The organism is Methyloversatilis discipulorum, assembly GCF_000385375.1.
Classification (GTDB): domain Bacteria; phylum Pseudomonadota; class Gammaproteobacteria; order Burkholderiales; family Rhodocyclaceae; genus Methyloversatilis; species Methyloversatilis discipulorum_A.
The window spans coordinates 3,010,825-3,037,601 of record NZ_ARVV01000001.1; the positions used below are offsets into that span (position 1 = coordinate 3,010,825).

General features: G+C 66.7%; 27 protein-coding genes. 14 read left to right on the top strand and 13 right to left on the bottom strand.

What is annotated here, in order from left to right:
* Positions 1–86 precede the first annotated feature (86 nt).
* From METRZ18153_RS0114105 to METRZ18153_RS0114125, 5 genes are all read right to left on the bottom strand, one after another.
* On the bottom strand, positions 87–1,043 hold the full coding sequence (locus tag METRZ18153_RS0114105; RefSeq protein WP_020165329.1) for a PEP-CTERM sorting domain-containing protein: 957 nt from the start codon (positions 1,041–1,043) through the stop codon (positions 87–89).
* Entirely contained in the window at positions 1,036–1,833 is a 798-nt protein-coding gene (locus METRZ18153_RS20250; RefSeq protein ID WP_020165330.1) for a PEP-CTERM sorting domain-containing protein, read from the bottom strand. The genes METRZ18153_RS0114105 and METRZ18153_RS20250 overlap by 8 nt, the downstream gene beginning before the upstream one ends.
* A gap of 338 nt (positions 1,834–2,171) precedes the next feature.
* On the bottom strand, positions 2,172–2,495 hold the full coding sequence (fliE, locus tag METRZ18153_RS0114115; RefSeq protein WP_019917450.1) for a flagellar hook-basal body complex protein FliE: 324 nt from the start codon (positions 2,493–2,495) through the stop codon (positions 2,172–2,174).
* Between the two features lie 127 nt (positions 2,496–2,622).
* Complete coding sequence (locus METRZ18153_RS0114120; RefSeq protein WP_020165331.1) at positions 2,623–4,029, bottom strand: sigma-54-dependent transcriptional regulator; 1,407 nt, start codon at positions 4,027–4,029, stop codon at positions 2,623–2,625.
* Positions 4,026–5,234 carry a sensor histidine kinase gene (locus tag METRZ18153_RS0114125; protein WP_020165332.1) on the bottom strand — a complete coding sequence of 403 codons (1,209 nt, stop codon included), beginning with the start codon at positions 5,232–5,234 and terminating at the stop codon, positions 4,026–4,028. Before METRZ18153_RS0114125 ends, METRZ18153_RS0114120 begins: the two co-directional genes overlap by 4 nt.
* A 197-nt stretch (positions 5,235–5,431) precedes the next feature.
* On the opposite strand from METRZ18153_RS0114125, the gene fliF reads away from it, so the two are divergent.
* The 9 genes from fliF (at position 5,432) to fliN (ending at position 14,182) form a co-directional block, all read left to right on the top strand.
* Positions 5,432–7,156: a flagellar basal-body MS-ring/collar protein FliF gene (gene fliF / locus METRZ18153_RS0114130; protein WP_020165333.1), complete on the top strand. Its 1,725-nt coding sequence runs from the start codon at positions 5,432–5,434 to the stop codon at positions 7,154–7,156.
* Positions 7,149–8,141: a flagellar motor switch protein FliG gene (fliG, locus tag METRZ18153_RS0114135; protein WP_020165334.1), complete on the top strand. Its 993-nt coding sequence runs from the start codon at positions 7,149–7,151 to the stop codon at positions 8,139–8,141. The genes fliF and fliG overlap by 8 nt, the downstream gene beginning before the upstream one ends.
* A 31-nt stretch (positions 8,142–8,172) precedes the next feature.
* Entirely contained in the window at positions 8,173–8,859 is a 687-nt protein-coding gene (locus METRZ18153_RS0114140; RefSeq protein ID WP_020165335.1) for a flagellar assembly protein FliH, read from the top strand.
* Positions 8,852–10,324, top strand: coding sequence for a flagellar protein export ATPase FliI (fliI, locus tag METRZ18153_RS0114145; RefSeq protein WP_029143784.1), 1,473 nt, complete (start codon positions 8,852–8,854; stop codon positions 10,322–10,324). The genes METRZ18153_RS0114140 and fliI overlap by 8 nt, the downstream gene beginning before the upstream one ends.
* Before the next feature lie 80 nt (positions 10,325–10,404).
* On the top strand, positions 10,405–10,842 hold the full coding sequence (gene fliJ / locus METRZ18153_RS0114150) for a flagellar export protein FliJ (protein ID WP_029143785.1): 438 nt from the start codon (positions 10,405–10,407) through the stop codon (positions 10,840–10,842).
* Positions 10,843–10,910: 68 nt separating this feature from the next.
* Positions 10,911–11,921: a flagellar hook-length control protein FliK gene (locus tag METRZ18153_RS0114155; protein WP_020165338.1), complete on the top strand. Its 1,011-nt coding sequence runs from the start codon at positions 10,911–10,913 to the stop codon at positions 11,919–11,921.
* Positions 11,922–12,078: 157 nt separating this feature from the next.
* Positions 12,079–12,687, top strand: coding sequence for a flagellar basal body-associated FliL family protein (locus METRZ18153_RS0114160; RefSeq protein WP_020165339.1), 609 nt, complete (start codon positions 12,079–12,081; stop codon positions 12,685–12,687).
* A gap of 26 nt (positions 12,688–12,713) precedes the next feature.
* Positions 12,714–13,739, top strand: coding sequence for a flagellar motor switch protein FliM (fliM, locus tag METRZ18153_RS0114165; RefSeq protein WP_020165340.1), 1,026 nt, complete (start codon positions 12,714–12,716; stop codon positions 13,737–13,739).
* On the top strand, positions 13,736–14,182 hold the full coding sequence (gene fliN / locus METRZ18153_RS0114170; protein ID WP_020165341.1) for a flagellar motor switch protein FliN: 447 nt from the start codon (positions 13,736–13,738) through the stop codon (positions 14,180–14,182). The genes fliM and fliN overlap by 4 nt, the downstream gene beginning before the upstream one ends.
* A gap of 94 nt (positions 14,183–14,276) precedes the next feature.
* On the opposite strand, the gene eutC is transcribed toward fliN, so the two are convergent.
* From eutC to eat, 4 genes are all read right to left on the bottom strand, one after another.
* The gene (gene eutC, locus METRZ18153_RS0114175; RefSeq protein WP_020165342.1) at positions 14,277–15,080 is read right to left on the bottom strand and encodes an ethanolamine ammonia-lyase subunit EutC; all 804 of its coding nucleotides are present in this window, start codon (positions 15,078–15,080) and stop codon (positions 14,277–14,279) included.
* Between the two features lie 62 nt (positions 15,081–15,142).
* Positions 15,143–15,988 (bottom strand): TorF family putative porin, encoded by an 846-nt coding sequence (locus tag METRZ18153_RS0114180; protein ID WP_020165343.1) that lies wholly within the window; start codon positions 15,986–15,988, stop codon positions 15,143–15,145.
* Between the two features lie 38 nt (positions 15,989–16,026).
* Entirely contained in the window at positions 16,027–17,433 is a 1,407-nt protein-coding gene (locus tag METRZ18153_RS0114185; RefSeq protein WP_020165344.1) for an ethanolamine ammonia-lyase subunit EutB, read from the bottom strand.
* A gap of 10 nt (positions 17,434–17,443) precedes the next feature.
* Complete coding sequence (eat, locus tag METRZ18153_RS0114190) at positions 17,444–18,847, bottom strand: ethanolamine permease (RefSeq protein ID WP_020165345.1); 1,404 nt, start codon at positions 18,845–18,847, stop codon at positions 17,444–17,446.
* Positions 18,848–19,060: 213 nt separating this feature from the next.
* Between eat and METRZ18153_RS0114195 the strand changes: the two genes are divergently transcribed.
* Positions 19,061–20,080, top strand: a complete 1,020-nt coding sequence (locus METRZ18153_RS0114195) for a helix-turn-helix domain-containing protein (protein WP_029143786.1) — start codon at positions 19,061–19,063, stop codon at positions 20,078–20,080.
* Between the two features lie 358 nt (positions 20,081–20,438).
* Here the strand turns inward: METRZ18153_RS0114195 and METRZ18153_RS21230 are convergent, their stop codons facing one another.
* The gene (locus METRZ18153_RS21230; protein WP_269744947.1) at positions 20,439–20,570 is read right to left on the bottom strand and encodes a hypothetical protein; all 132 of its coding nucleotides are present in this window, start codon (positions 20,568–20,570) and stop codon (positions 20,439–20,441) included.
* Positions 20,571–20,648: 78 nt separating this feature from the next.
* On the opposite strand from METRZ18153_RS21230, the gene METRZ18153_RS0114205 reads away from it, so the two are divergent.
* Both METRZ18153_RS0114205 and METRZ18153_RS0114210 read left to right on the top strand, forming a co-directional pair.
* Positions 20,649–21,434, top strand: a complete 786-nt coding sequence (locus METRZ18153_RS0114205) for a M90 family metallopeptidase (protein WP_020165348.1) — start codon at positions 20,649–20,651, stop codon at positions 21,432–21,434.
* Positions 21,431–22,207 carry a hypothetical protein gene (locus tag METRZ18153_RS0114210; RefSeq protein WP_020165349.1) on the top strand — a complete coding sequence of 259 codons (777 nt, stop codon included), beginning with the start codon at positions 21,431–21,433 and terminating at the stop codon, positions 22,205–22,207. The genes METRZ18153_RS0114205 and METRZ18153_RS0114210 overlap by 4 nt, the downstream gene beginning before the upstream one ends.
* A gap of 283 nt (positions 22,208–22,490) precedes the next feature.
* Here the strand turns inward: METRZ18153_RS0114210 and METRZ18153_RS0114215 are convergent, their stop codons facing one another.
* Positions 22,491–23,093, bottom strand: coding sequence for a TetR/AcrR family transcriptional regulator (locus METRZ18153_RS0114215; RefSeq protein WP_020165350.1), 603 nt, complete (start codon positions 23,091–23,093; stop codon positions 22,491–22,493).
* An 80-nt stretch (positions 23,094–23,173) separates the two neighbouring features.
* Here METRZ18153_RS0114215 and METRZ18153_RS0114220 point away from each other — a divergent pair, with 80 nt between their 5' ends.
* Together METRZ18153_RS0114220 and METRZ18153_RS0114225 are read left to right on the top strand one after the other, a co-directional pair.
* Positions 23,174–23,647, top strand: coding sequence for a nuclear transport factor 2 family protein (locus METRZ18153_RS0114220; RefSeq protein ID WP_020165351.1), 474 nt, complete (start codon positions 23,174–23,176; stop codon positions 23,645–23,647).
* A 109-nt stretch (positions 23,648–23,756) separates the two neighbouring features.
* Positions 23,757–24,851 carry an NADH:flavin oxidoreductase/NADH oxidase gene (locus METRZ18153_RS0114225; RefSeq protein WP_020165352.1) on the top strand — a complete coding sequence of 365 codons (1,095 nt, stop codon included), beginning with the start codon at positions 23,757–23,759 and terminating at the stop codon, positions 24,849–24,851.
* 64 nt (positions 24,852–24,915) lie between these two features.
* Here METRZ18153_RS0114225 and METRZ18153_RS0114230 read toward each other — a convergent pair whose 3' ends face one another.
* Together METRZ18153_RS0114230 and METRZ18153_RS0114235 are read right to left on the bottom strand one after the other, a co-directional pair.
* Complete coding sequence (locus tag METRZ18153_RS0114230; RefSeq protein WP_020165353.1) at positions 24,916–25,692, bottom strand: PEP-CTERM sorting domain-containing protein; 777 nt, start codon at positions 25,690–25,692, stop codon at positions 24,916–24,918.
* A 36-nt stretch (positions 25,693–25,728) separates the two neighbouring features.
* Positions 25,729–26,685 carry a PEP-CTERM sorting domain-containing protein gene (locus tag METRZ18153_RS0114235; protein WP_232416051.1) on the bottom strand — a complete coding sequence of 319 codons (957 nt, stop codon included), beginning with the start codon at positions 26,683–26,685 and terminating at the stop codon, positions 25,729–25,731.
* Positions 26,686–26,777: the final 92 nt, after the last annotated feature.

Genomic DNA, 26,777 nt, shown 5'->3' on the forward strand with positions numbered 1-26,777 from the left:
TGAATGTTTCCTCCGGCGGTCAGTGTAACGCCGCACCTGCACGCCGGATCAGAGCGAAGCCCGCGTCCGCTCAGTTGCACCCGGCTTCAGGCAGGCCGACGTCGCCGCACGACCGCGACGATGCCGACACCGCTCAGCAGCAGCGCCCAGCCAGCCGGCTCCGGCACCGCCGATACCTGCCAGCCGATGTCGGCGAATCCGGCATAGTCGAGCGCAGTCGGCAGCTGGCGCTCACCGGCAGGCGTGCTCGGATCCATCATCGCTTCCTGCAGCAGGCCGTCACGCAGGCTGTACGTACCTTCGGCCCAGTGGCTGCCGTAGCGGTCCAGCGGCACGCCACCGCCGTAGGCCACGACCGCGTTCGCACCGACGAACAGTCCGCTGTCCGGATCGACATTGGCGTACCAGGAGTCAGCCTCGCCAAAGCCGAGGATGTGTCCGATCTCGTGCGTCGCAGTGGTCAGGAAATCGGGTCGACCGGCAGTCAGACCGCCGGCGTCCGCGCCAAAGTACCAGTCGTTGCTGGCGTTGAACCAGATATAGCCGCCCCAGGTGGCGTAGTCGGTCCCCTGCGCCACGCCGGCCTGCCCACGCGTCATCACTGCGTCGACGAAAGCCGCGTCGCCGCTGGCCTGCAGGTTTGATCCGGTGCCGGCGAAACCAAGCACGCCCGGCGCACTCGGCGAGCCGCCGACGTAGATGCGCAGCATGTCGGCGGCGATCGTTTCGTTCACCAGCGTCACGCCCGGGCCGCCGAGGCTGGGATGCACGAAGGACACCGACCAGTTGTCGTCCGCTCCGGGCGCGATGGCGGTCAGCGTGTCGGTGAAACCACCGTAGAACGACGCGGCAAGATCGAGCAGCGCGCGACGTTCGGCCAGCGGCTCGCCAGTCGCCAGATCGGTGAAGAAGCCGCGCGTGTCGTAGCGGTAGTCAAACTCGATCTGCAGCGCCGACACCGCATTCGGAACGCCGGCAAACAGCGCCAGGGCGAGCGCCGCGCGGGCGCTCCGCCGGTGAAATCTGCATGCACGCTCAGCCATGACGCCCGCTCCCCCGCGATGCGCGACCCTGCGTCCTCGCGCACAACACAGCCAGGCCTGCGAGCAACAGCACCGCAGCGCCGGGCTCCGGCACCGGCGACAGCGGCGTCACTGAACCGACGCCTGCACCATACACGCCCTGCAGCGCGGCCCGAGTGGCCTCGTCGAGCGGGAACACCGGCCCTTCGTAGGACAGCAACGCAGCCGGTCCGACAGTGACCGTATCGTCGCTGACGTAATGCCCCATGCCCAGCGAATGACCCAGCTCGTGCTGGGCGACCGCGTAGAACCAGAGCGGCGTCCAGTCGTTTCCGAAGCGCCCGGCATTGAACACGATGTCACCGGCCAGACCGCTGTCGGGCGAGAACGGGAAATAGGCATAGGCGTTCGCGTCGGCGATATGCGCCACCTGCCCCACGCGGATGTCGGCCAGGCCGGTCGGGTCGTACTCGCCGGTTTCCGGCAGCGGTCCGCCGTCGGTCACCTCTATGAAATGGATGGGCAGCACCGCGGCGTAGTCCCACAGCGCGAGTTCGAACGCGCTGCGCAACAGCGACACGGGCATTGGCGCGCCGGTCGCAGCGTCGAACAGGCTGCCATCGAGCAGATTGCTGAAACTGTAGGTCAGCGTGATCGCGCTGCCTGGACCGTCCGGTTGTGCCCAGGCGGCGTACATCGGAAAGTGACCGGCGGATGCCGGTGCCGCCATGCACAGCGCAATCAGGCTGCACGCGGCGGCATGCCGCAGGGCGCGAACGACGCGGAGCGTCAGGTCTATCGGTACTGACATCGGATACCTCTGCAGTCGGATCGGCGGTACATGCACCGCCGACGAAGGACGAAGAGGCTGGCAACGCGGCTCCGGGGCGGGCGCGGCTGGCGACGGATGGAAGCGGAGGCTTGCGGGGCGGCGGACGCCGACAGGCTGGCGGAACTGCGGTCGGAGCGGCAATGTGGATGTGCCGTTCCGGAATACCCGGCGGGCCGCGAAGGACCGACGCTCAGGTGCGGTGAGCTTCGTTCAAACGAGAATTATTGTCAATTGAAGGATGCTACCGGCGCGAGCCGGACGAAAAAAAACCGGCCTTGCGGCCGGTTCCTGTCGAGCGAGCTCGTGCGCGTCGGCGCTCAGACGCTCATGTTCATGATGTCCTGGTAGGCATTCACCAGCTTGTTGCGCACCTGCACCATCTGCTGGAAGGACAGGCTGGCCTTCTGCGACGCGATCATCACGTCCTGCAGATTGGCTTCGGTATTGCTGCCGGTGATGAAGCCCTCCGACATCTTCTGCGCTTCCTGCTGCGCGGCATTGACCTGTTCGATGGCGTTCTTCAGCGCTTCGCCGAAGTCGGCGCCGCCGGACGCCGCGTCGACCTTGCCGACCGGCTTGTTCGCCGCGGTCTGCGCGGTCGAGCGCAGCTCGGTAATCATCTGGTTGAGGCTGGTGTTCATGCAATTTCTCCTGTGCCCGCCGGCAAAAAATGCCGGTTACGGACTGCCCGCCGGGGCGATTCCGGCGTTCATGACCTGTTCAGCCGTTTCCTTGCAATAACCGGGCCAAGCAGGTGAAGAGCGCCACTTACCCCTCGCGCAGCAAACCATCCGCCTTGTAGCGTGCAAGTTTATACCGCAGCGTGCGTTCCGAAATACCCAGTTTCTCGATCGCCTTCTTGCGCGAGCCACCGACCGCGGCCAGCGTTTCGAGGATGAGGTCGCGTTCCATGTCGCGTACCGACTTCACCTTGAGCGGCGCGTCCGGCGTGGCACTCGGCGGTGCGTCGTTGGCGGCCGACACAGGTGCGGCAGCTGCGGCGACCGGCGCCGGCTCGCTCACCGGACGCGGCGCGACACGCTGGCTGCCGAGCACGATGTGCTCCGCCTCGACCGCATCACCCGGCGCCAGGATGGCGGCGCGCTGCATCGTGTTTTCCAGTTCGCGCACATTGCCGGGCCAGTCGTGGCCGGCAAGGATTGCCGCCGCCGATTCGCCCAGCTTCAGCGCCCTGCCCTGCGCCTTGGCGCAGGCGGCCAGAAAGTGGCGCGCCAGCGGCACGATGTCACCCGGCCGTTCGCGCAGCGACGGAATGGCGATCGGGAACACGTTCAGCCGGTAGTACAGATCCTCGCGGAAGCGGCCGGCGCGCGCCTCTGCTTCCATGTCGCGGTTGCTGGTGGCCAGTACGCGGATGTCCAGCGGCACCGGCTTCTTGCCGCCGACGCGCTCGACCTCGCGCTCCTGCAGCACGCGCAGCAGCTTGGCCTGCAGCGAAAGCGGCATTTCAGAAATTTCATCGAGCAGCAGCGTGCCGCCGTCGGCCTGTTCGAACTTGCCGGCCTGTGCAGTCGTGGCGCCGGTGAAGGCGCCCTTTTCGTAGCCGAACAAGGTCGCTTCGAGCAGGTTGTCCGGGATGGCCGCGCAGTTGATCGCGATGAAGGGCTTGCCGGCGCGCGCCGACTGCTGATGGATGTAGCGCGCGAACACTTCCTTGCCGGTGCCGGATTCGCCGGTCAGCAGCACGGTCGCCTCGGACTTCGCCACGCGCGACGCCAGACCGAGCACCTGGCGGGTGCGCGCGTCCTCCGCCACCATGTCGGTCGGTGCCACCACCGGCGCGGCGTAGCGATCGATGTGGGCAAGCAGCACGTCCGGCTCGAACGGCTTGAGCAGGAAGTCGCAGGCGCCGGCGCGCATCGCCGCCACCGCCTTCTCGACGTCGCCGAAGGCGGTCATCAGCAGCACCGGCAGTACCGGCTCGCGGGCGCGGATTTCGCGCAGCAGCGTGAGACCGTCCATCGGCTGCATCTTCAGGTCGGTGATGACCAGGTTCAGCGCGTGCTCGCCGGTGTTGCGCTCCAGCATGCGCAGCGCCTGCGGGCCGTCGGCCGCACCGATGACGCGGTGACCGGCGCACTCGATCGCCAGGCACAGCGCATCGCGCAGATTGGGTTCGTCCTCGACCACCAGGATGTTCAGCTTCTCGCTCATTGCCCGTTCTCCAGCACTACGTCTTCAGGCGTCTGCGCAGGCAGGCGCAAGGTGAAACGGCTGCCCGCGCCCGGCGCGGACTCGCATTCGATGTCGCCGCCGTGCACGCGCGCCACGCCGCGTGCGATCGCCAGCCCCAGCCCGGTCCCCTCTTCCCGCGTGGTGAAGAAGGGTTCGAACAATCTTTCCTGTATCTCGCGCGGGATGCCGCGACCGTTGTCACGCACGACGAAACTGACACTGCCCTCGGTCGCCTCGACCGCCAGCGCCACTTCGCCGCCGTCAGCGCAGGCCTGCACCGCGTTTTCGAGCAGGCTCACCAGCGCACTGGCTACCGCCTTGCGGTCGCCGGACACGCTGCCGGATGCCGGTTCCACCGTCAGCCGCACACCGGCCTGGCGCGCCACCGGCTCGACCGTGTGCTGCAGTTCGTCGACCAGCATCGCCACGTCTATCGCTTCGCGGCCGAGCACCTCGCCGCGCGCGAACATCAGCGTGTCGCGGATCAGGCGCTCCAAGTGACGCAGCCGGCCCTGCGCGCGTGACGCTATCGACTTGACGTCGTCCGGCGCCAGGTCGCGCGAAATCAGCGTGCCCACGTACAAGGTCGCCGCCGCCAGCGGCGTGCGCAACTGGTGCGCCAGCGAGGCGGCCATTTCGCCCATCGCCGCCAGCCGCTCGTTGCGCGCGGCGGCGATCTTCAGCGCGTGCTGACGCGTCATGTCGTGCAGCAGCACGATGCGCGCGTCCTCGCCCGCCAGTCGCGCCTCGCTCATCGACAGCCGGCGCGGCTGTCCGTCGGCGCCGGTGCAGTCCCATTCGGCCGGCGCGTCTGCCGACTGCAGCCGGGCCGCACAAGCGTCCCAGCGCGCGCCGGCGCGCGCGCCCACCATGTCCAGTGCGGCCGGATTGGCCTGTTCGATCGCCCCCGCTCCATCCACCACGACCACGCCGGCCGGCAGCTGGTTCAGCAGCGTGCTCAGACGATCGGTCAGGCGCGCCTTTTCCTCGTACTGACGGCGCAGTTCGCCGTTGGCCTGCGCCAGTTCCTCAGTCAGGCTGGCCACCTGCTTTTCCAGCGCGCCATAGGCCTCGGTCAGTTCGGCCGAAGCGGCATTGAACAGACGGAAAGCTTCCGCCAGCCGCGCCGCCTCCTCGGGGGCGATGCGGGCCGGTTCGGCTGCGCTGGCGGACGGCTCTGACATGCGTGTCGTAGACAGTGGATTGATCGACGGTGCCAGCGTAGCAAGCGTCAAGCCACGGATTGGCCGGAATCAGCCGGTCAAAAACCCGCCTTATCCGTGGAACGCCCCGCGCGAGGGAGGCAGAGAATCCGTCCCATCCTCGATGGTGTGTCGGTACGTCGACACCCGGCATTCGAGCAACTTGCAAGAGACGAACCATGGCCGACGCCGTACTCGATCCGAACGCCGCCCCCGCCTCGCCGGCAACGCCGCTGGCGCTGGCCCAGCAACGGCTGGCCGAAATGCCGATGCAGAAGAAGATGGCGCTGGCCGGTGGGCTGGCGATGGCCATCGCGCTGCTGGTCGGGCTGATGCTGTGGAGCCGCACGCCCGACTACGAGGTGCTGTTCTCCAATATCAACGACAAGGACGGCGGCGCCATCGTCGCCGCGCTGCAGCAGGGCAACGTGCCCTACAAGTTCTCCGAGGGTGGTCACGCCATCCTGGTGCCGTCGCAGTTCGTCCACGACACCCGCCTGAAACTGGCGGCGCAGGGGCTGCCGCGCGGCGGATCGGTCGGTTTCGAGCTGATGGAAAGCCAGAAGCTCGGCCAGTCGCAGTTCTCCGAACAGGTGACCTACCAGCGCGCACTCGAAGGCGAGCTGGCGCGCACCATCGGTACGCTGGCTGCGGTCGATGGCGCACGCGTACACCTGGCCATCCCGAAACAGAGCGCCTTCCTGCGCGACGACCAGAAGCCGTCGGCGTCCGTCGTGGTCAGCCTGCTCGGCGGCCGCACGCTGACGCCGGAACAGGTCGGCGGCATCGTGCATCTGGTCGCTTCCAGCGTGCCGCAGCTGCAGCCGACCAGCGTGTCGGTACTGGACCAGAACGGCAATCTGCTGTCGAACAACCGCGATGCCAAGGACAACGCGTCGCTGAACCCGACCCAGCTGAAGTACGTGGGCGAGATCGAGGCGGCCACGATACGGCGCATCGAAGGCATCCTCGAACCGCTGGTCGGCCGCGGCAATTACCGCGTGCAGACGGCGGCCGACATCGACTTCAACCAGGCCGAACAGACGGCTGAAACCTACAAGCCGAACCCGACGCCGAACGCGGCCATCCGCAGCCAGCAGCTCAGCGAGTCGGAAACCAATCAGCCGAACGCCGCCGGCGTGCCGGGCGCACTGACCAACCAGCCGCCGACGCCGGCTACCGCTCCGGTTACCACGCCGCCGGCCCCGGGTACGCCGGCGGTCGAAGGCGCCAACGGCCAGCCGGCGATGCTGCCGATCAACACGCGCAAGGACTCGACCACCAATTACGAACTCGACAAGACGGTGCAGCACGTGCGCCAGTCGGTCGGCCAGATCAAGCGGCTGTCGGTGGCGGTGCTGGTGAACCACAAGACCGAGACCGACAAGGACGGCAAGGTGGTTCAGGTGCCGTTGAACGAGGAAGAGATCCAGCGCATCACCGCGCTGACGCGCGAGGCGATGGGCTTCAACGAAGGTCGCGGCGACACGATCAATGTTGCCTCCGCGCCTTTCACCGAAGTGGTCGATGCAGCCCCCGAAACGCCGCTGTGGAAAGACCCGGAAACCATGGGCTTTGCACGCGAACTGCTGAAGTATCTGCTGGTCGCTGGCGTCGCCGCCTACCTGCTGCTCGGCGTGCTGCGCCCGCTGGTGCGCAATCTCACCACGCCGGCAGAGGCGGACGAGAACGAGCCCGAAGTGCGCGACGTGACGCTCGACGAGAACGGCCAGCCCATACCGGGCGCTCTGGCCGGCGGCTCGGCTGCGCAGCTCGAGATGTCGCCGGAGGCGCGGGCCCAGCTCGACTTCGAAACGAAACTCGAATCGGCGCGCGAATTCGCGAAGAACGATCCGAAGGCGGTGGCCGAGGTGATCAAGCACTGGGTGAGCGGCGATGAATGACGAAGGAATCGAACGCAGTGCCCTGCTGCTGGTGACGCTGGGCGAGGACGCCGCCGCCGAGGTGCTGCGCCACCTCGGCCCGCGAGAGGTGCAGAAGATCGGCACCGCGATGGCTGGACTGAAGAACGTGCCGCGCGAGAAGGTGCAGGCGGTGCTCGACCTGTTCGACGAGGCGACCGCTGCCGGCAGCCGCGTGTCGGCGGACGAGACGCTGATCCGCAACATGCTTACCAAAGCACTGGGCGAGGAACGCGCCGGTCACCTGCTGTCGCGCATCCTGAACGACTCCGACACCGCCGGCATCGAAGGCCTAAAGTGGCTCGATGCCGCCACCATCGCCAACCTGATCAAGAACGAGCACCCGCAGATCATCGCCACCATCCTGACCCACCTGGAATTCGACCAGGCGGCCGAAGTGCTCAAGCTCTTCGTCGAACGGCTGCGCAACGACGTGGTGCTGCGCATTGCCACGCTCGACGGCGTGCAGCCGGTGGCACTGCGCGAACTGAACGAGGCGATGTCGCGCGTGCTGTCCGGCTCGGCCAAGATGAAGAAGACGACGCTGGGCGGCATCAAGGCGACCGCGGAAATTCTCGGCTTCGTCGGCAGCGCCAACGAGTCGGCCATCCTCGACGCGGTGAAGGAATACGACGCCGATCTGGCCCAGAAGATCGTCGACGAAATGTTCGTGTTCGAGAACCTGCTGGACATCGACGACCGCGGCATCCAGACGCTGCTGCGCGAAGTCAGCGGCGATCAGCTGGTGCTGTCGCTCAAGGGTGCCTCGCCGGAGTTGCGCGAGAAGATATTCAAGAACATGTCCTCGCGCGCCGCCGAGGCGCTGCGCGAAGACCTCGAAGGCCGCGGTCCGGTGAAGCTGTCGGAAGTCGAGGCCGAACAGAAGGAAATCCTGAAGATCGCCCGCCGTCTGGCCGAGGAAGGCCAGATCGTCATGGGCGGCAAGGGTGGCGAGGAAATGCTTTGACGATGGCCCGCGCTGAGGCAGGCTGCGCACGATGAACAGCGAATCCTTCACTGCCTGGCAGATGCCGGTGTTCGATACGCCGGAAGCTGCAGCTGCGCCGGCACCCGAACCGGCTGTCGACGCCGACCCAGCGCCTCCCCCCGCGATGGCGCCGGAGGAGGCGGCTGCGGCCGACACGGACGACGAGACGGCGGCGCCCTTCCGCTTTCCCACCGCGGACGACATCGAGAAACTGCAGCAGGAGGCGCACCGCGAGGGTTATGCCGCCGGCTACGAGGAGGGCACGGCGCGCGTGCGCATGGAAGCGATGCGCCTGCACAGCGTGGTCGAGCAGCTGGAAGAGGCGCTCGCCGCACTGGACAATTCGATCGCCCGCGAGGTACTGAACCTCGGCGTCGAAATCGCGCGCAACGTCGTGCGCCAGACCATACGTGTGAATCCCGAGGTGGTGGTCGCCGTCGTGCGCGAAGCGATCAACCAGTTGCCGCACCAGCACACCGCCATCTATCTGAACCCGGAGGATGCCTCGGTCGTGCGCAGCCACATCGGCGACCAGCTCACGCACGCCGGCCACCGCATCTTCGAGGACGGCGCCATCGCGCGTGGCGGCTGCAAGGTCGAATCCGGCGGCAGCCAGATCGACGCCACGGTCCCGACGCGCTGGGACCGCATCGTCGAATCGCTGGTCGATGGCGCGGAGTGGCTGGAACATGACTGAATCGACGTTGGAGCCGGACAGCGCGGACAGCACGGACGAGCAACCGGAGGCGGCCGGCAAACCGAATGCCCATGTGCGCAAGTGGTCCGGCTTCCTGACCGACTGCGGCACGCTCGCCGGACGCGTCAATCCGTATCAGCACGCCGGTCGCCTGACCCGCATCAACGGTCTGGTGATGGAAGCGGCCGGCCTCAAACTGCCGCTGGGTTCGGGCTGCCGCATCATGGTGCCGGGCGGCAACAGCTGCGAAGCGGAGGTGGTCGGCTTCAACGGCGAAAAGCTGTTCATGATGCCAACCGACGACGTGGTCGGCCTCGCACCGGGTGCCCAGGTCATCCCGCTCGAAACCGCTCCGCAACGACCGACACCGACCGAGCGGCTGGAGCCGCGCCGTCGCGCCTCCGACCGCGCCAAGCACCTGCCGGTCGGCGACGCCCTGCTCGGCCGCGTGGTCGACGGCGCTGGCCGTCCGCTCGACGGCATGGGGCCCATCGTCACCCGCCATTCGCGCTCGGTCGCCAGCCGCGCGGTCAATCCGCTGCTGCGCGAGCCGATCAAGCGCACGATGGACACCGGCATCCGCTCAATCAATTCGCTGCTCACCGTCGGCCGCGGCCAGCGCGTCGGCCTGTTCGCCGGCTCCGGCGTCGGCAAGTCGGTGCTGCTGGGCATGATGGCGCGCTTCACTTCCGCCGAGGTCGTGGTGGTCGGGCTGATCGGCGAACGGGGCCGCGAAGTGAAGGAATTCATCGAGCAGATCCTCGGCGCCGCCGGACTGAAGCGTTCGGTGGTGGTCGCAGCACCTGCCGACACCAGCCCGCTGATGCGGCTGCAAGGTGCCGCCTATGCGACCACGGTGGCGGAATGGTTCCGCGACCAGGGGCGGCACGTGCTGCTCATCATGGATTCGCTGACCCGCTATGCGATGGCGCAACGCGAAATCGCGCTGGCCATCGGCGAGCCGCCCGTCACCCGCGGTTACCCGCCGAGCGTGTTCGCGCGGCTGCCACAGCTGGTCGAGCGCGCCGGCAACGGCCCGGAAGGTGGTGGTTCGATCACCGCCTTCTACACTGTGCTGGCCGAAGGCGACGACCAGCAGGACCCGATCGCCGACTCGGCGCGCGCCATCCTCGACGGCCACTTCGTGCTCACGCGCCAGCTGGCCGACTCCGGCCACTACCCGGCGATCGATATCGAACAGTCGGTATCGCGGGCGATGCACGGCCTGGTCAAACCCAGTCATTTCGATCTGGTGCGCCGCTTCAAGGGCTACTGGTCGCGCTATCAGCGTGCGCGCGACCTGATCGCCGTCGGCGCCTATGCCCCCGGCTCCGACCCGCAACTGGACCAGGCAGTGAACATGTTCCCGACGCTGGAGGCCTTCCTGCAGCAGCGCATGGACGAACGCGAAGGCTACGAGGATGCGGTCATGAAGCTGCACCAGATCTTCGGTCAGACGCCATGATTGCAAAAATCCGTCACTGGCCGAAAATGCGTGATCTGGATCACGCCCGGCCCCGATGATCGGAACGATGCTTTCAAGTCATGGCTGAACAATTCCGACTCCAATCCATCCTGGATCTCAGCGTCACGCGCATGGACGAAGCCGCCCGCGCGCTGGCTGCGCTGATGGCCAGCGAACAGGACAACACGCGCAAGCTCGACATGCTCGAGCAGTACCGCAACGAGTACCAGGGCCAGTTCATGGCGGCTGCACGCAGCGGCCTGACGCCCAACCAGTGGTCCAATTACCGCGCCTTCCTTGCCCGCATCGACGACGCCATCTGTCACCAGCAGCGTCAGGTCGAGCGCTCACGCGATCTCGCCCAGGCAGGCCAGCGCGAGTGGCTGGACACGCGTACCCGGGTCAAGGCGTTCGAAACGCTGTCCGACCGCCACCACGCAGGCGTCGCCCGCAAACAGGCGCGTGCCGAGCAGCGGGTGAACGACGACCGTTCGGGCCGTCAGGTCAACGACGACTGAACTGCTCCACCCTTCCCGGCAACTGGCACGGATAGTGCTGTGGTCCCTCCGTCACAGGAGAGATCACCATGCCGGCACCGACGCTTAACCTGCCTACTTCATCGAATCCGCTCGCCACGTCCGGCCCGGTCGGAGAGATCCGCGGCATTGCTGGCGAACTGAGCGGCGAAGACGCCGCCGCCTTCGCCAACCTGCTCAAGGACAACCTGCTGGCCAGCGGACAGGGGCGCGAGCTTCCGCCCGAGCTGCTGGCCGATCTGATGGCCGACGCCATCAAGCCGGACGAGGACGCGCAGGAACTGATCACCACCGAAACCCCGCAAAGCGGCGCCGACATGCTCGCCGCCGGCCTGCTGCTGACACCTGTGCTGCAGCTGGCCGATGCGCTGAAAACGGCCGCTTCCAGCGAAAGCGAAGCCACGACGGCGTTGTCCGACCTCACCGGCGGCAATGGCGGCAAAGCGGCAAAGGGCAATACCGACCCGCTGGCGGCAGGGATTGCCGCCCAGGCCGGCAGCGACATGGAGGTGGACGGCAAAACGCTGCCGGACTTCGACCTCGCTGCCGACGTGCTGCCCGACGCCTTCGCCGACAACACCACCGGCACGATGCAGCAGGCACAGCACGCCGACTTCCGCGCCCATATGGCGGCAGCCCAGCAGCCGAAGACCGAAATGACGGTCGCCACGCCGGTGAGCCAGCCGGGCTGGGCCGACGACGTCGGCCACCAGATCAGCTGGCTGGCCGATCAGGGCATGAGCAAGGCCGAACTGGTGCTGACGCCGCCGCATCTGGGTCGCATCGAAATCACGCTGGAGATCGGCTCCGACCTCAGCACCGCACAATTCGTATCGGCCAATCCGCTGGTGCGTGAAGCGCTCGAACAGGCCATGCCCCGTCTGCGTGAAATGCTGGCCGAAGGCGGTATTTCGCTCGGCGAGGCGAACGTCAGCAGCGACCAGCCCTCGCGCGAGGGTCAGGGCGGCGAACAGCGCGGCCAGCGCGGTCGCGACAGCGGCGAGCTCGCGGTCAGCCAGACCGCGCGGCGCGGCACCGGTCTGGTCGATCTGTTCGCCTGACGGCTCCCCGAAATCCGTGGCAGCCGCAAAGGTCGGGATGCACCTGTCGAGCAAAAAACCGCTCCGGCACTAAAAAAACGGATCAATCAGCCGTTATTCGGACATTGAAAGGCATGTGTGCCCGCCGACAATTCCGAATCAGACAGGAGCATCGAATATGGCCAAAGCAGCCGCCACCCCGGACGAAGCCGGAGCAGACGCACCGAAGAAGAAGGGCAACAAGATGCTCGTCATCGTCATCGCCTTGCTGGTGGTGGTGATACTGGGCGGCGCCGCGGCCTTCTTCATGATGGGTGGCAGTCACGCTGAGGAAGGCGAGGACGGCGAGGAAGTCGTTGCCGAGGACGATCATGAGGCAGCCGCCAAGGAAGCGAAGAAGGCCAAGCTGAAGAAGAAGAAGGACGCGGAAGCCAAGGGCCTGCCGCCGGTCTTCGTCGAACTCGACCCCTTCACCGTCAATCTGCAGCCCGAAACCGCAGTCGACCAGTACCTGCAGGTCAAGGCGACGCTGCGCGTCGATGAACAACCTGCGGCCGACAACCTGAAGGCCTACATGCCGGAAATCCGCCACCGCGTGCTGATGCTGCTGTCCGGCAAGAAAGCCTCGGAACTTGGTAGCGCGGAAGGCCGCGAGCAACTGGCGGAAGACATCAAGCACGCGGTCAATGCCATCGTCGGCGAGGTACCGCGCAACCGCAAGGGCGAGCCCGAGGAACCGATAGGTCCGGTCGAATCGGTGCTCTTCACCTCCTTCATCGTGCAGTAGCGCCGAAGAGAACAGCGAGGAAGATCATGTCCGACTTTCTTTCCCAGGAAGAGGTCGATGCCCTGCTGAAGGGCGTCACCGGCGAAACCGACGAAGCCGTCCAGGAGGACGACACCGGCGGCATTCGCCCTTACAACCTCGGCACCCAGGAAAGAATCGTCCGCGGGCGCATGCCCACGCTGGAGCTGATCCACGAGCGTTTCGCCCGTTACCTGCGCATCGGCCTGTTCAATTTCATGCAGCGCAGCGCCGAGATTTCGCTCGGCCCGATCCGCCTGCAGAAGTATTCGGAATTCATCCGCAATCTGGTGGTACCGACCAACCTGAACCTGGTCCAGGTGAAGCCACTGCGCGGTACGGGTCTCGTCGTGTTCGACCCGAACCTGGTGTTCCTGGTCATCGACAACATGTTCGGCGGCGACGGACGCTTCCATACGCGGGTCGAAGGGCGCGATTTCACGGCGACCGAACAGCGCATCATCCACGGCCTGCTCGACGTGTTCTTCGCCGAGTACGAGCGCTCGTGGGAGCCGGTGCACAAGATCAAGTTCGAGTACATGCGCTCGGAAATGAACTCGCAGTTCGCCAACATCGCCACGCCGTCGGAAATCGTCGTCGCCTCGACCTTCACCGTCGAGCTGGGCGGTGTGTCGGCGGAGATGCACATCTGCCTGCCCTATTCGATGGTGGAGCCGCTGCGCGACATCCTGAATTCATCGATGCAGAGCGACAGCGTCAGTTCGGACAACCGCTGGATCAAGCTGCTGACCCGTCAGGTGCAGGACGCCGCGGTCGAACTGTCGGTGAACCTCGGCGACGGCTCGCTGACGCTGGGCGGCCTCAACAACCTAAAGGTTGGCGACATCATTCCGATAACTATCCCAGAGACGGTGACGGCCGCGGTCGATGGCATAGACGTGTTGCAGTGCAAGTACGGCGTTCAGAACGGGCACTACGCATTGCGCATCGAGCGTTTCATGGCCGGCGAGGAAGAGTTGATCGAGCACGCCCTGAACGCCCAGGGCAAGAAGACAGGTGAGGAAAAACCATGAGCGATCTGGCCGAAGCCGAAGAACAAGTCAGTGACGATGACTGGGCCGCCGCGATGGCGGAACAGACCACCGCAGACGAAGCACTCGCCGCACTGGACGCCGACCACGCAACTGTGGAGGCGCAGCCGGCGAACATATTCCAGCAGTTCGGGGAAAGCGCGAACAAGCCTGCCGAAGGCCTGCGCGACTTCGAAATGATCCTCGACATCCCGGTGCAGCTGACCGTGGAACTGGGCCGTACCAAGATTTCGATCCGCAATCTGCTGCAACTGGGCCACGGCTCGGTGGTCGAGCTCGACGGCATGGCCGGCGAGCCGATGGATGTGCTGGTCAATGGCACGCTGATTGCGCAGGGCGAGGTGGTGGTGGTGAACGACAAGTTCGGCATCCGCCTCACCGACATCATTACCCCGGCCGAGCGCATGAAGAAGCTCAAGCGCTGAAGCCTACGAACCTCCTCCTGATTCGACCAGATTGAATCGGGTTTCAGGGCGACGCAGATGCGTCGCCCTTTTTCTTTGCCGCCGCGCCTTGCTCTCAGTCGAGCCGCGGCGCGCCCGCCCGGTCGATCAGCGGCAGCGTGTGGTCGCTCTCGTCCTTCAGTCCGATGCCGGTCAGGCGCAGTGCACTCGCCTGCTGCATCAGCCAGTTCAGGCGATAGGCGGCGGCACCATAGGGCTGGCCCTCGGGCCGCACATTCGATATGCAGTTGCGCTCGGCGTCCGACCGGCCGACGCGCGGCGCCCAGGTCAGGTAGACGCCGAGGCTGTCCGGCGAACTGAGCCCCGGCCGCTCGCCGATCAGCATGGCCACCATGCGTGCGCCCAGCGCCTCGCCGACCTCGTCGGCCAGCGCCACGCGCGCCTGGGTGGCGATCACCACCGGCGCGATGCACCAGTCCTCTGGCAGCAGCGGATACAACGCCGCGAGCAGCGGCACCGCGTGCCGCGCCACCGCCGCCGACGACAGGCCGTCGCCGATCACCACCGCCAGATCGCAGCCCTCGCCGCGCATGCCATCCAGCCGTACGCGGTCATCGGGGTCGAGCCGGCGGCCGAGGTCGGGCCGGCGCAGATAGGTTTCGCGGTCGGGCGCACGGCTTTTCACCGGCAGTGCCGGCCAGTCCTGCGCGTTCAGTTCGGAGGCCAGCGCCGCCACGTCGAGCGGCGTGTGGATGGCGTCGCGGGCCAGCGCGTGGGCCAGACCGAAGCCCAGCGCTTCCGCGGTGGGCACGGCGTTGCCGACGCGGCCCAGGCCGATGCGCGCCGACGTGAAACCGCGCCACAGCGCCCAGGCATCCTTGCTGTCGCTCAGCGCGCCGTCCTTGTCTTCATCCTTCATCGCACATCTCTTCACGTTCCTTGCGCCGGCCCCGACCGTCGCTGCCCGGGACCGGCGTCATCTCAGAAGGCCTTGGTCACGCTGACGAACAGCTTGTCCTTCGCAATATCGGAATCCGACCGCCCGTTGTCCAGGCTGACGAAGTCCTTGTACGCGTTCGGCTCGCTCGACGCCGAGTAGAACACGCCGGCCGACCAGCCATCCGGCAGCGCGCGGGTGACGCCGACCTTGTAGTAGGTAATGTCCAGTCCAGTTGAATTGCGCACGATCTGGCGGCCGATCTGACCGCTGACGTTCCACCCTTCGGCCACGTCGTAGGCCGCGTTCAGTTCGAAGTAATGCGAACCGCGCGTATTGCCGGTGACGCCGGCCGACAGGTCACCGAAGAAGCCGCCATTGACCGGCGAATTGTTGGTGCTCCAGCCGAAGTATTCGTTCAGCGTGCGCCCGGTCTTGAAGGTGAGCCATTCCCAGTTCAGCGCGACATAGGCTTCGGCAGTGTCGAGACGGTTGCGTGCGTTGAAGCCGGTGAAGGGCGAATCGTCCCAGTTGGCTCCCGGGTACATGTAATACACGGCGCCGACATCGACGCCTATCGTGTCCGCCACCTTGGTGCGGTAGCCACCGTAGAGGTCGGTTTCGACCGCTGCGCCCGGCAGCCAGTGATCGGATACGTTCGACGCGAAGAAGCCGGCGTAGAAGCCCGAACTGTGCACCGCCTCGATGCTGAACTGCAGCGCCGGACCGCCCCAGGTCTGCGACTGGCCGCGGAAGATGTAGTCGCTGACCAGCGTGACGCTCATCGGCACCGTCCAGTCGGAGGCCGGCGCGGCCTCTTCGGCGTGTGCCAGCGGTGCGGCGGCGAACAGGGCTGCACAAAGCAGCGTGGTGTGGCGGATCGAAGTCATGAAGAAAGCTCCCGGTCTGTTTGAAATGGATGTGGGTTTCATGCGGCGCGCGGCGAGGGCAACGCAGCCAGCGAGGTGATGCCGTCGACCAGCGCGCGGCCGCTGCCGTGCAGCAGTTCGCCGTTCGGATCGGTGAGGCCAATGGACTGCAGCCAGCGCTCGAATTCGGGCGCGCGCTTCAGGCCCAGCGTGCGGCGAAGGAACAGCGCGTCGTGGAAGGAGGTGCTCTGGTAGTTGAGCATGATGTCGTCCGCCCCCGGCACGCCGATCACGAACGGAATGCCGGCGGCGCCGAGCAGCACCAGCAGCGTGTCCATGTCGTCCTGGTCGGCTTCGGCGTGATTGGTGTAGCAGACGTCGCAGCCCAGCGGCAGGCCGAGCAGCTTGCCGCAGAAGTGATCCTCCAGCCCGGCGCGGATGATCTGCTTACCGTCGTACAGGTACTCCGGGCCGATGAAGCCGACCACGGTATTGATCAGCAGCGGCTTGTAGCGGCGCGCCACCGCGTAGGCGCGCGCCTCGCAGGTCTGCTGGTCCACGCCGTGGTGGGCGTTGGCGGACAATGCGCTGCCCTGCCCGGTCTCGAAATACATGACGTTGTCGCCGAGCGTGCCGCGGCCGAGCGACAGCGCTGCGTCATACGCCTCGTCGAGCACGGCGAGGCTGACGCCAAAGGACGTGTTCGTCTTCTCGGTGCCGCCAACCGACTGGAACACCAGGTCGACCGGTGCGCCCTGCTCGATCAGCTTCACCGTGTTGGTCACGTGCGTCAGCACGCAGCTCTGGGTCGGGATGTCGAAGCGTTCGATCAGTTCGTCCAGCATGTGCAGCAGGCTGGCGATGGCGGGCAGGCTGTCGGAGGCCGGATTGATGCCGATCACCGCATCACCGGCGCCGCACAGCAGACCGTCCAGCGTCGAGGCCGCCACGCCGCGCAGATCGTCGGTCGGGTGGTTCGGCTGCAGCCGCACCGCCAGATGGCCGGGCAGGCCTATCGTGTTGCGGAACTGCGTCACCACGCGGCATTTGCGCGCCACCGCGATCAGGTCCTGGTTGCGCATGAGCTTGCTTACCGCCGCCACCATTTCCGGCGTCAGGCCCGGCGATACCGCGGTCAGCGCGTCGGCGTCGGCCGCGTCGTCGAGCAGCCACTCGCGGAAACCGCCCACCGTCAGATGGGCAATGGTCGCGAAGGCGGCGCGGTCATGGCTGTCGACGATGAGGCGGGTGATCTCGTCCTCCTCGTACGGCACCAGCGCCTCGTTCAGGAAGGTGGCCAGCGGGATGTCGGCCAGCGCGTGCCGCGCCGCCACACGGCGCAGCGCGGAGCCTGCTGCCACGCCGGCCAGCACGTCGCCGGAGCGGGCCGGGCTGGCGCAGGCCATCACCGTCTTCAGGTCGGGGAAGCTGAACGCCTCCCCGCCCACCGTCACGCGATAAGCCATTGCGCTCTCCTCAGCGGCTGCCGGCCAGCATCACGTCTTCCGGTGCGTCGGCGCGCTGCTGGCCGGTCAGGAAGAAGTAGGCCGAGGCGAGCGCGAACAGGCCGAGGAAGACGCCGGCCAGCAGCGTGTTGAACCACACCATCGCGCCGAGGCAGAACACGCCCAGCGCCAGCGCAATGGCCGGGAATACCGGATAGAACGGCGCGCGGTACGGACGTTCCAGCAGCGGCTCGCTCTTGCGCAGCTTGAACAGCGAGGCCATGGACATGATGTACATGACGATGGCACCGAATACCGACATCGTGACGATGTTGGCGGTCAGCGTCTGGCCGCCGAAGCTGATCCACGAGTCGCTGAAGATGGCGACCACGCCGATCACGCCCCCCGCCAGCAGTGCGCGGTGCGGCGTCTGGAAACGCGGGCTGAGTGCGGCGAAGTAGCGCGGCAGGTAGCCGGCACGGGCGAGCGCGAAGATCTGCCGCGAGTAGCCCATGATGATGCCGTGGAAGGAGGCGATCAGGCCGAACAGGCCGATCCATACCAGCATGTGCAGCCAGCCGCTGTTCTCGCCCACCACCGCCTTCATCGCCTGCGGCAGCGGATCGTTGATGTTGGCGATCTGGCGCCAGTCGCCGACGCCGCCGGCGAAGATCATGACGCCGAAGGCGAGCACCAGCAGGGTAAGGATGCCGGCCACGTAGGCGACCGGAATCGTGCGCTTCGGGTCACGTGCCTCCTCGGCCGCCATCGCCGCGCCCTCGATCGCCAGGAAGAACCAGATGGCGAACGGGATGGACGCGAAGATGCCCGCCAGCGCGACGCCGGAGAACTCGTTCTGGCCGGCCCAGCCATTGGCGACGAAGTTCGCCATGCTCCAGCCGGGCGCGACGATGCCCATGAAGAGCAGCAGTTCGAAGATGGCGAGCAGCGTCACGAACAGTTCGAAGGTGGCGGCGATGCTCACCCCCACCCAGTTCAGCGCGATGAACACGACGTAGGCGCCGAGCGCGATCATCTTCGGATCGACGCTGGGGAACTGCACGTTCAGGTAGGCGCCGATGGCCAGCGAGATCGCCGGCGGCGCGAATACGAATTCGACCAGCGTGGCGAAACCGGCGATGAAGCCGCCGAAGGGTCCGAAGGCGCGCCGCGCGTAGGCGAAGGGACCGCCGGCGTGCGGGATGGCGGTAGACAGTTCGGTGAAGCTGAAGATGAAGGTCGCGTACATGGCCGCAACCAGCACGGTGGCGCACAGGAAGCCCAGCGTGCCGGCCGAGTTCCAGCCATAGCTCCAGCCGAAGTACTCGCCCGAAATGACCAGTCCGACCGCGATGCCCCACAGCTGCAGCGGACCCAGCACCTTCTTCAGCGACTGCGGGCCGCCCGCTCCGGTCGCATTCAGTGTTGACGACATGTTTTCCTCTCCCGGATCTGTTCCGCCCGGCGCGGAACCTCTTTTTCATTCGATCACCGGGAAGGCGTCCCCGCTATCCGGAATCGGAAAAGTCGCGGCAGTGCACTATCCCGAATCGGAAAAGCTGTTTGCGGCAGTTGGCACGGGGAATGCTAAGTCCCTGCAATCACGGTACATTCCTGTTCGCGCGAGCGACAGGAGGAGAGGCAGAACATGGGACATGACATCGCGCCAGCCCCGACCGCGGAGGACGCCACCAGAAGCGCCCCGAAGGACGGAATCCGCGTGTGCCGCAGCGACGACGTCGCCGAGCACGCGGACAATATTTCGCGCTGGCATCAGGAATACGAGCAGTTGTCGGGTGGCGTGTTCAGCGGCTGCATCCGCGAAATGCTGGTCGAGGACGGCCCGCGCTTGCAGGTGTTCCACGAATACACCGAACAGGAAACCAGCCAGCAGTGCGGCCCGTGGTCGGGCTCGGTGTGGATGGGCCTGCCCGATCTGTCGCGCACCGGTGAAGTGCGCTTCTGCGGCCGGCCGCACAGCGATGGGGTGCATCTGATGATGGCGCGCGCCAGCAGCGGCTTCACGCTGCGCACGCCGCGCGACTTCGGCATCTACGGCATCGTCGCCGACGAAGGCTGGCTCGCCTCGCGCCTGACCGGCCGCCACGGACACAAGCTCGAACAGCTGCTGCTGCACGGCTCGGTCGCCAGCCGCGCGCTCAGTCCATCGCGGCACAGCGAACTGTGTTTCCTGATCGAAGGCCTGCTGGAACCGGTCGGTGCCACCACCCCGTCCGGCGATCTGTGCGCCGATCTGGTCGATCTGCTGCTCGACAGCCTGGGCGACGACCCGGCGCCGCCATCGCGCACAGCACTCGAACAGCGCCGCTTCGACATCGTGATGCAGGCGCGGCGCATCGCGCTGAAGCCGGAAAGCTCGGTCGACGGCGTAGACGAACTGTGCGAACGCCTGCACGTCACGCGCCGCACGCTGCAGAACCACTTCAACAGCGTGCTTGGCATGGCGCCGAAGGATTACCTGAAACGCGTGCGGCTGAACGCCGTGCGGCGCGCGCTGCAGCACGGCAGTGACCCGGCGCGCAGCGTGCACGACATCGCGATGCAATGGGGCTTCTGGCATCTCGGCCACTTCTCGCACGACTACCGCGAACTGTTCGGCGAACTGCCGTCCAGCACGCTGCGGCGGGCGCTGAACGGTACGTTCTGAAGCGGGCGGCAGTGAGCGCCGTCGTTGTGGGAGCGGTCTTCTGACCGCGACGCGGCGGTTGCAGGCCACCGGCTTCGATACAGGCTGCTGTCGGGGTCGGAAGACCCCTCCCACAGAACTCCGGCTCCGATCACCGATTGGGCGCGATTCCTTTGGGATCGGCCTTGGCCGCGACGCAGCCGCTGCAGGCCCGCGGTATTCGATTCACGGCGCAGTCTTCGCCCGATGACCGCCACAGACGCCCACACGTCATTCACCACCCCCGCAGGGTGAGTTCCCGACGCACCAGGTCAACGAAAAAGGGCGACCGCTTTCGCGGTCGCCCCTCGCACACCTGTCTCACGACAGTTGCGCGGAATCAGGTCTTTGGCTTCTCCGGCTGGGAGCTCTGGGGTTTGGCGTCGCCGTGCTTTTCGCCCGGGCATGCAAGAACGGCACTGGACGACGCAAACATCGCCAGCCCCAGCAGGATCGCGAGACGTTTCATCACGGATCACCTCCTTTCGTGGTTGCAGAGCCTTCACAATAGGCGCTGCCCCCACCCCGCGCAAGAGAGGATTACTTCCGGATGTTGCACTGGCTGCGCCGACTCGTTTCCGCCGTCGAACCCGAACTGCCCGACGTACCCGACGAACAGTGGGCCCGCATCGAGGCCCGGCTGCCCTGGCTCGATTTCCTCGACCCCGCCGACCGGCCGCGCCTGCGTGAACTGGCGCGGCAGTTCATCGCCAGCAAGGAATTCCACGGCGCCCACGACACCGTGCTGACCGACGACATGCTGCTCGAAATCGCGCTGCAGGCCTGCGTGCCGGTGCTCAACCTCGGGCTGGACTGGTACGACGACTGGGTCGGCGTGGTGGTCTACCCGGGCGACTTCGTCGTGCCGCGGCGGGTGACCGACGACGCTGGCGTCGTGCACGAATACGAGGACACGCTGGTCGGCGAGGCGTGGGAAGGCGGCCCGGTACTGCTGTCCTGGCAGCCGGAATCGCTGGCGGCCGACGGCATCAATGTGGTCATCCACGAGTTCGCGCACAAGCTGGACATGCGCAACGGCGAGCCTGACGGTCTGCCGCCGCTGCATGCCGGCATGAGCGTGCAGCGCTGGGCGGCCGTGTGGTCGACCGCCTACGAGCGCTTCTGTGCCGACGTCGACGCCGGCGTGGACACCGGCATCGACGAATACGCCGCGGAAAGCCCGGCCGAGTTCTTCGCCGTCATGTCGGAGTGCTTCTTCGAAATCCCTGACCTGATACAGCAGGCCTGGCCGGATCTGTACGAGCAGTTGGCCCGCTTCTACCGGCTCGACCCGGCACCACGCGCCCGCGCGCTGTTCCCGCCGGACGCCGCATGATCGAGGAACTGATTGCCTGGGCACGCCTGGACTGTCTGCCGGCGGCGCAGCGCCTTGGTCTGCGCCGCGAGGCGGCCGCGCTCGCCGTGCGCCATCGCCGGCTGCGTACGCACTGGGCAGAGCACATCGCGCAGACGCGCGCCGCCTTGCTCGCCGCCGCCCGCCTTTCCGCCGCAGCACCTGATGCACCGCGGCGCGCATGGATCATGGGCGCAGGTCTGCTGCAGGACGTGCCACTGCGCGAACTGCTCGACCTGTTCGAAACCGTAGACCTCGTAGACGTGTGCTTCGGCCCGGCTGCGCGTGCTGCCGTTCGCAAGTACTCAGGGCGGGTGCGCTGTGTACGGCAGGACGTGAGCGGCGTGCTGGAGGACCTGTCGCGCGATCCGCTGCGCGCCGCACCCGCGATGCCGACCGACGCCTGGTGCGCCTCGGTGAACCTGCTGTCGCAACTGCCTCTGCTGTCGTGCGCGGCGCTTCTGGAGCGCGGCGAGGCTGAGTCGGCCGTCGAGCGCTACGGCGCGGCGATACAGCAGGCGCACATCGATGCACTCGGCCGCGTGCCGCACGCCTGCCTGATCATCGAATACGCGCAGACTCGAGCGAGTGCGCCGGACGAAGTGCTGCTGCCGGGTCTGCCGGAGCGCCTCGTCACCGACGGCTGGGCTGCCGGTCCCCGCTGGCACTGGCCACTGAACCCTGCCGGCGAAACCCTCGAGCCGACCGGCCGAACGATGCAGGCGTGGTGGCGCAGCGGTAACGCCGGCCGCTGACGACAAGCCCCGTCGCTGTACTTACCGCGCACACCACCTCTCCCTGTGAGAGCGGCCTTGGCAGCGACAGGGCCTTTGCGGACTTCGATGCGGGCTGCTGTCGGGGTCAAGGCCCCTCCCACAGAACCCCGGCCCTGGTTCCAGTCACGAGTCAGGCGCGATCCCTGTGGGGGTGGCCTTGGCCGCGACACGGCCGCTGCCGTCCTCGGACTTCGATGCAGGCTGCTGTCGGGGTCAAGGCCCCTCCAGAACCCCGGCCCCGACTCCAGCCACGAATCAGGTGTCAGACGCATGCGCGCTCCGCCCCGGCGAGCACCCGCGCAAACACCCGTGCCAGCGGCGCGCGGGCCGCGTCCGCGCCTTCCATCTGCGCGCGCACGATGGCGCCCTCGATGAGCAGCAGCAGATCGGCGGCGACCTCGTCCGGTCGAGCGAAACCCACCTCGCGACAGGCCACTTCGATCCGCGCCGCCAGTTCCCGCTTGTGCGTCACCGTCATCGGCGGCGCGTCCGTGCCGGCTTCGGCGTGACCATTGATGAAGGCGCAGCCGCGAAAGCCGGGCGCGCGGAACCAGTCGTCCAGCGCATCGGGCAGCGCAGCCAACCAGGCGCGGGCATCCGGCGCAGCGGCAAGCCGGCTTTCCAGCCAGCCCATCCAGCGCGCGTGACGCAGGTCCAGATAGGCCTCGACCAGCGCCTGCTTGGTCGGAAAGTGGCGGTAGAACGAAGCCTTGGCGACGCCCGACTCGGCAATGATGCGGTCGATGCCGGTGGCGCGCAGGCCGTGGCGGTAGAACAGCCGATAGGCGCATTCGAGTACGCGGGTCCGCGCATCCTGTTCGGACAGCGGACCGGGTCCGGCGAGATCGTCGAGAGATGTGAACATCCATTCATGTTGACAGACAGACCTGTCTTGTTCAAGTATGTAGACAGACCTGTCTCTTTTCAACCCCCGGAGCCTTTGCCATGACCGACGCCCCCCGCCCGCCCCTGCCGCCCTTCACGTCCGAAACCGCTGCGCAGAAGGTGCGCGCCGCCGAAGACGGCTGGAACAGCCGCGACCCGCAACGCGTATCGCTCGCCTACACCGCCGACAGCCGGTGGCGCAACCGCTCGGAGTTCCTGCGCGGCCGCGCCGAGATCGTCGACTTCCTGACCCGCAAGTGGGCGAAGGAGCGCGAGTACCGGCTGATCAAGGAACTGTGGTGCACCGCCGGCAACCGCATCGCCGTGCGCTTCGCCTACGAATGGCAGGACGACGCCGGCAACTGGTTCCGCTCCTACGGCAACGAGAACTGGGAATTCGACGACAAGGGCCTGATGGCGCATCGCCACGCCAGCATCAACGACCTGGCGATCAGCGAGTCGGAACGCCTGTTCCGCTGGCCGCAGGGACGGCGTCCCGACGATCATCCCGGCCTGTCCGAACTGGGGCTCTGACGATGCAGCCGCCGGTGTCGCGAAAGTCGACGCGGGCCGGCGGTCGGCGGTAGATTGCAGGGCGCTGCGGCCGCGCCGCCCGCCCTTCAACGACCGCGAGATCCCATTCATGTCCAGCCCGCTCTTCCAGCCCTACGACCTCGGCGGCCTCAGGCTGTCCAACCGCATCGTCATCGCGCCGATGTGCCAGTACTCGGCCAGCGACGGCAACGCGACCGACTGGCACCTGATGCACATCGGCCAGATGGCGCTGTCGGGCGCCGGCCTGTTCGTGATCGAAGCGACTGCGGTCGAAGCCGACGGTCGCATTTCTGCCGCCGACCTCGGCCTGTGGAACGATGACAACGAAGCCGCATTGCGTCGCGTGCTCGACGGTGTGCGTGCCCACTCCAGCATGCCGATCGCGATCCAGCTCGGCCATGCCGGCCGCAAGGCTTCGGTGGCACGACCTTGGGAGGGCGGCGCGCAGATCGCGCCGACCGCCGGCGGCTGGCAGACCGTGGCGCCCTCCTCGATTCCGCACGCCGCGCACGAGAACCCGCCACATTCACTCGACGCCGACGGCCTGCGCCGGGTGTGCGCTGCCTTCGCCGACGCGGCAAAGCGCGCGGCGCGGCTCGAACTGGACGCCATCGAGGTGCACGGCGCACACGGCTACCTGCTGCACCAGTTCCTGTCGCCGCTGGCCAATGCACGTGATGACGCCTACGGCGGCACGCTCGAGAACCGGCTGCGCTTTCCGCTCGAGGTGTTCGACGCGGTGCGCGAAGCCTTCCCTCACGACCGGCCGGTCGGCATGCGCATTTCCGCCAGCGACTGGGTGGACGGCGGCTGGGACATCGAACAGAGCGTGGTCCTCGCGCAGGCGCTCAAGGCGCGCGGCGCGAGCTTCATCCACGTATCGAGCGGCGGCGTATCGACCGCGCAGCAGATTCCGCTCACGCCGGGCTATCAGGTCGCCTTCGCCGAACGCATCCGCGCCGAAACAGGACTGCCGACCATCGCGGTCGGCCTGATCACCGAGCCGGAGCACGCCGAAGCCATACTCGCCGCCGGCCAGGCCGACCTGATCGGCGTCGCCCGCGCGATGCTGTACGACCCGCGCTGGCCCTGGCACGCCGCAGCCAAGCTCGGCGCGCAGATCAAGGTAGCGCCACAGTATCTGCGCTGCGCACCGCGTGAGGTCGCCAGGCTGTTCGGATGAAAAAAAGCCAGGCACGAGGCCTGGCTCAAAGAAACGCCCGGTTGCCCGGGTCGAGGCGTGAAACTCAGATGCGGTTCATGCGGCGGCGGGCAACGAAGCCGACCATGCCCAGACCGGCGAGGAACATCGCGTACTCGGACGGTTCCGGCACCGGCGCGGCGATCGGCGCGAAACCTTCGAAGTTGGCGACGCGCAGCGGCGGCGACGTGCCGTCGAGGCTCGGTGCCTGACGGATGGTCACTGCGCCCGTGAGGTATTCGAACTCGGTCGCGTTGGTCTTGATCACGTACCAGCCGGTGGTCGGGTTGCCTTCCTCGACCGAAATGTCGGTGCGGAAATCGACCACGTTGTCGTCGAACACATCGACCGGATTGGTCGGACGCGTACGCACGCCATTCGACGTGTGCGCGACACTCTGCAGACGGAAATCGCTGTCAGTGCCCGAGTCGTACCAGCCGACCGACACGTCGTAGCCGGCGAAACCGCTGCGCAGGATGTCGTTGATTTCGACTTCGTACTCGAGGTCGCCGATCTCGATCTCGCCGACTTCCAGCGTGAAACGCGATGCGAAGGCCAGCGTGCCGTCGGTATAGCGATAGACGTAGTCGTAGAAAGTGCCGACGTCGGTGCCGTCATAGATCACCGAGCTGATGCGGCGGGCAACTTGGGTGTAGCCGTTGTCGGCCGGAGCCCAGTCGGCGCCGAGGAAGAGCGGATCGGTCGCCGTGTTGTTGGTACCGGTGATGCGCAGCGTGCCGCTTTCCGGCAGCGCGACGAAAGCCCAGGCAGAGTGAGCGGAAAAGCCGAGCAGCAGGGACAGTGCAAGGTTCTTGATCTTCATGGGGAATATCCTCTTGTTGGTGTGTGTGTCAGAGCATCAGGCGCGCAGACGACGGCGCACGACGGCACCGATCAGGCCCAGACCTGCAAGGAACATGGCGTACTCGGAAGGCTCCGGAACGGCCGCGACGGTCGGCGCGAAACCGCCGATCGAGCTGTACAGCAGCGCCTGGCCTTCTTCGCCTGCCTGGTAGTAGCCGATCGCGTCCGCCATCCACTTGTAGTCGGTGGCGTCGGTCTTCAGCAGATACATTCCGCTGAAGGGGTTGCCCTCGGACAGGTTCACGTCGGCCTGGAAAGCAACCGCGTTCAGGTCGAGGAGCGGCGTGCCGGTGAGCGAACGGACGTCGCTGCGCGAGGCGTTGTACATGCGCAGATCGAAGTCGCCATAGAACAGCCAGGCGGCCTTCACGTCGAACACCTTGTCGCCTTCGACGAAACCGTAGCGGTACATGAAGTTCAGTTCCGCATCGTCGGCATAGGAGGGCGACTGACCGAGCACGAAGCGGGTGCCGAACACCAGCGAGTTGTCGCGCGAGTCACGGAACACGAAGTCGTAGGCGTCACCGATGGTGTCGCTGCCCAGCGTGATGCCGGTCGTGACGTGGTAGTCGATCAGCGACAAGGTGCCCGACGCTGTCGGCGTGCCGCGCGGAACCGTGCCGCCGATCGCGGCCGTACGCCACTCGGTCGCCGAATAGTCGATGCTCAGCGGCACGTTCGAGTTACTGCCGCTGGCAACGACATTGTTGGTCTGAAGATAGAGCTTGTCGCCGGCCGGCTGGTTGGCGCCGGACACCTTGACGGTCGTGTCGTCAGCGGTGCCCAGGATGCCGTCAACGCCGGGGCCGATGGCGTCCGTGTCGTCGGCCGTACCCCACTTCAGGTCCGGGCCGGGGCCGGTGTTTTCGAGCAGGCTGGTGAAGTCACCCGCCTGGGCTGGCGCAGCGATTGCCGCCAGCATTGCTGCCAGGGCTGTTGCGCGTAGTTTCATAGTGCCACCTCCTCAAGTTTCGATCCGCCGGAACGGATCATCAAGTTCGCGTTTGCACGACCGCGCGAACAATCGGTATGAAAATCGGATGC

Excerpts from the sequence above, each read along its gene's own strand:
- fliI (WP_029143784.1), top strand. The coding sequence starts at position 8,852 with ATGACTGAATCGACGTTGGAGCCGGACAGCGCGGACAGCACGGACGAG.
- METRZ18153_RS0114235 (WP_232416051.1), bottom strand. The coding sequence starts at position 26,685 with ATGAAACTACGCGCAACAGCCCTGGCAGCAATGCTGGCGGCAATCGCT.
- fliF (WP_020165333.1), top strand. The coding sequence starts at position 5,432 with ATGGCCGACGCCGTACTCGATCCGAACGCCGCCCCCGCCTCGCCGGCA.
- METRZ18153_RS20250 (WP_020165330.1), bottom strand. The coding sequence starts at position 1,833 with ATGTCAGTACCGATAGACCTGACGCTCCGCGTCGTTCGCGCCCTGCGG.
- METRZ18153_RS0114230 (WP_020165353.1), bottom strand. The coding sequence starts at position 25,692 with ATGAAGATCAAGAACCTTGCACTGTCCCTGCTGCTCGGCTTTTCCGCT.
- fliG (WP_020165334.1), top strand. The coding sequence starts at position 7,149 with ATGAATGACGAAGGAATCGAACGCAGTGCCCTGCTGCTGGTGACGCTG.
- eat (WP_020165345.1), bottom strand. The coding sequence starts at position 18,847 with ATGTCGTCAACACTGAATGCGACCGGAGCGGGCGGCCCGCAGTCGCTG.
- METRZ18153_RS0114220 (WP_020165351.1), top strand. The coding sequence starts at position 23,174 with ATGACCGACGCCCCCCGCCCGCCCCTGCCGCCCTTCACGTCCGAAACC.
- METRZ18153_RS0114185 (WP_020165344.1), bottom strand. The coding sequence starts at position 17,433 with ATGGCTTATCGCGTGACGGTGGGCGGGGAGGCGTTCAGCTTCCCCGAC.
- METRZ18153_RS0114155 (WP_020165338.1), top strand. The coding sequence starts at position 10,911 with ATGCCGGCACCGACGCTTAACCTGCCTACTTCATCGAATCCGCTCGCC.
- METRZ18153_RS0114105 (WP_020165329.1), bottom strand. The coding sequence starts at position 1,043 with ATGGCTGAGCGTGCATGCAGATTTCACCGGCGGAGCGCCCGCGCGGCG.
- METRZ18153_RS0114225 (WP_020165352.1), top strand. The coding sequence starts at position 23,757 with ATGTCCAGCCCGCTCTTCCAGCCCTACGACCTCGGCGGCCTCAGGCTG.
- fliN (WP_020165341.1), top strand. The coding sequence starts at position 13,736 with ATGAGCGATCTGGCCGAAGCCGAAGAACAAGTCAGTGACGATGACTGG.
- METRZ18153_RS0114205 (WP_020165348.1), top strand. The coding sequence starts at position 20,649 with ATGTTGCACTGGCTGCGCCGACTCGTTTCCGCCGTCGAACCCGAACTG.
- METRZ18153_RS0114160 (WP_020165339.1), top strand. The coding sequence starts at position 12,079 with ATGGCCAAAGCAGCCGCCACCCCGGACGAAGCCGGAGCAGACGCACCG.
- METRZ18153_RS0114120 (WP_020165331.1), bottom strand. The coding sequence starts at position 4,029 with ATGAGCGAGAAGCTGAACATCCTGGTGGTCGAGGACGAACCCAATCTG.
- METRZ18153_RS0114180 (WP_020165343.1), bottom strand. The coding sequence starts at position 15,988 with ATGACTTCGATCCGCCACACCACGCTGCTTTGTGCAGCCCTGTTCGCC.
- METRZ18153_RS0114125 (WP_020165332.1), bottom strand. The coding sequence starts at position 5,234 with ATGTCAGAGCCGTCCGCCAGCGCAGCCGAACCGGCCCGCATCGCCCCC.
- fliE (WP_019917450.1), bottom strand. The coding sequence starts at position 2,495 with ATGAACACCAGCCTCAACCAGATGATTACCGAGCTGCGCTCGACCGCG.
- METRZ18153_RS0114140 (WP_020165335.1), top strand. The coding sequence starts at position 8,173 with ATGAACAGCGAATCCTTCACTGCCTGGCAGATGCCGGTGTTCGATACG.
- fliJ (WP_029143785.1), top strand. The coding sequence starts at position 10,405 with ATGGCTGAACAATTCCGACTCCAATCCATCCTGGATCTCAGCGTCACG.
- METRZ18153_RS0114215 (WP_020165350.1), bottom strand. The coding sequence starts at position 23,093 with ATGTTCACATCTCTCGACGATCTCGCCGGACCCGGTCCGCTGTCCGAA.
- METRZ18153_RS0114195 (WP_029143786.1), top strand. The coding sequence starts at position 19,061 with ATGGGACATGACATCGCGCCAGCCCCGACCGCGGAGGACGCCACCAGA.
- eutC (WP_020165342.1), bottom strand. The coding sequence starts at position 15,080 with ATGAAGGATGAAGACAAGGACGGCGCGCTGAGCGACAGCAAGGATGCC.
- fliM (WP_020165340.1), top strand. The coding sequence starts at position 12,714 with ATGTCCGACTTTCTTTCCCAGGAAGAGGTCGATGCCCTGCTGAAGGGC.
- METRZ18153_RS0114210 (WP_020165349.1), top strand. The coding sequence starts at position 21,431 with ATGATCGAGGAACTGATTGCCTGGGCACGCCTGGACTGTCTGCCGGCG.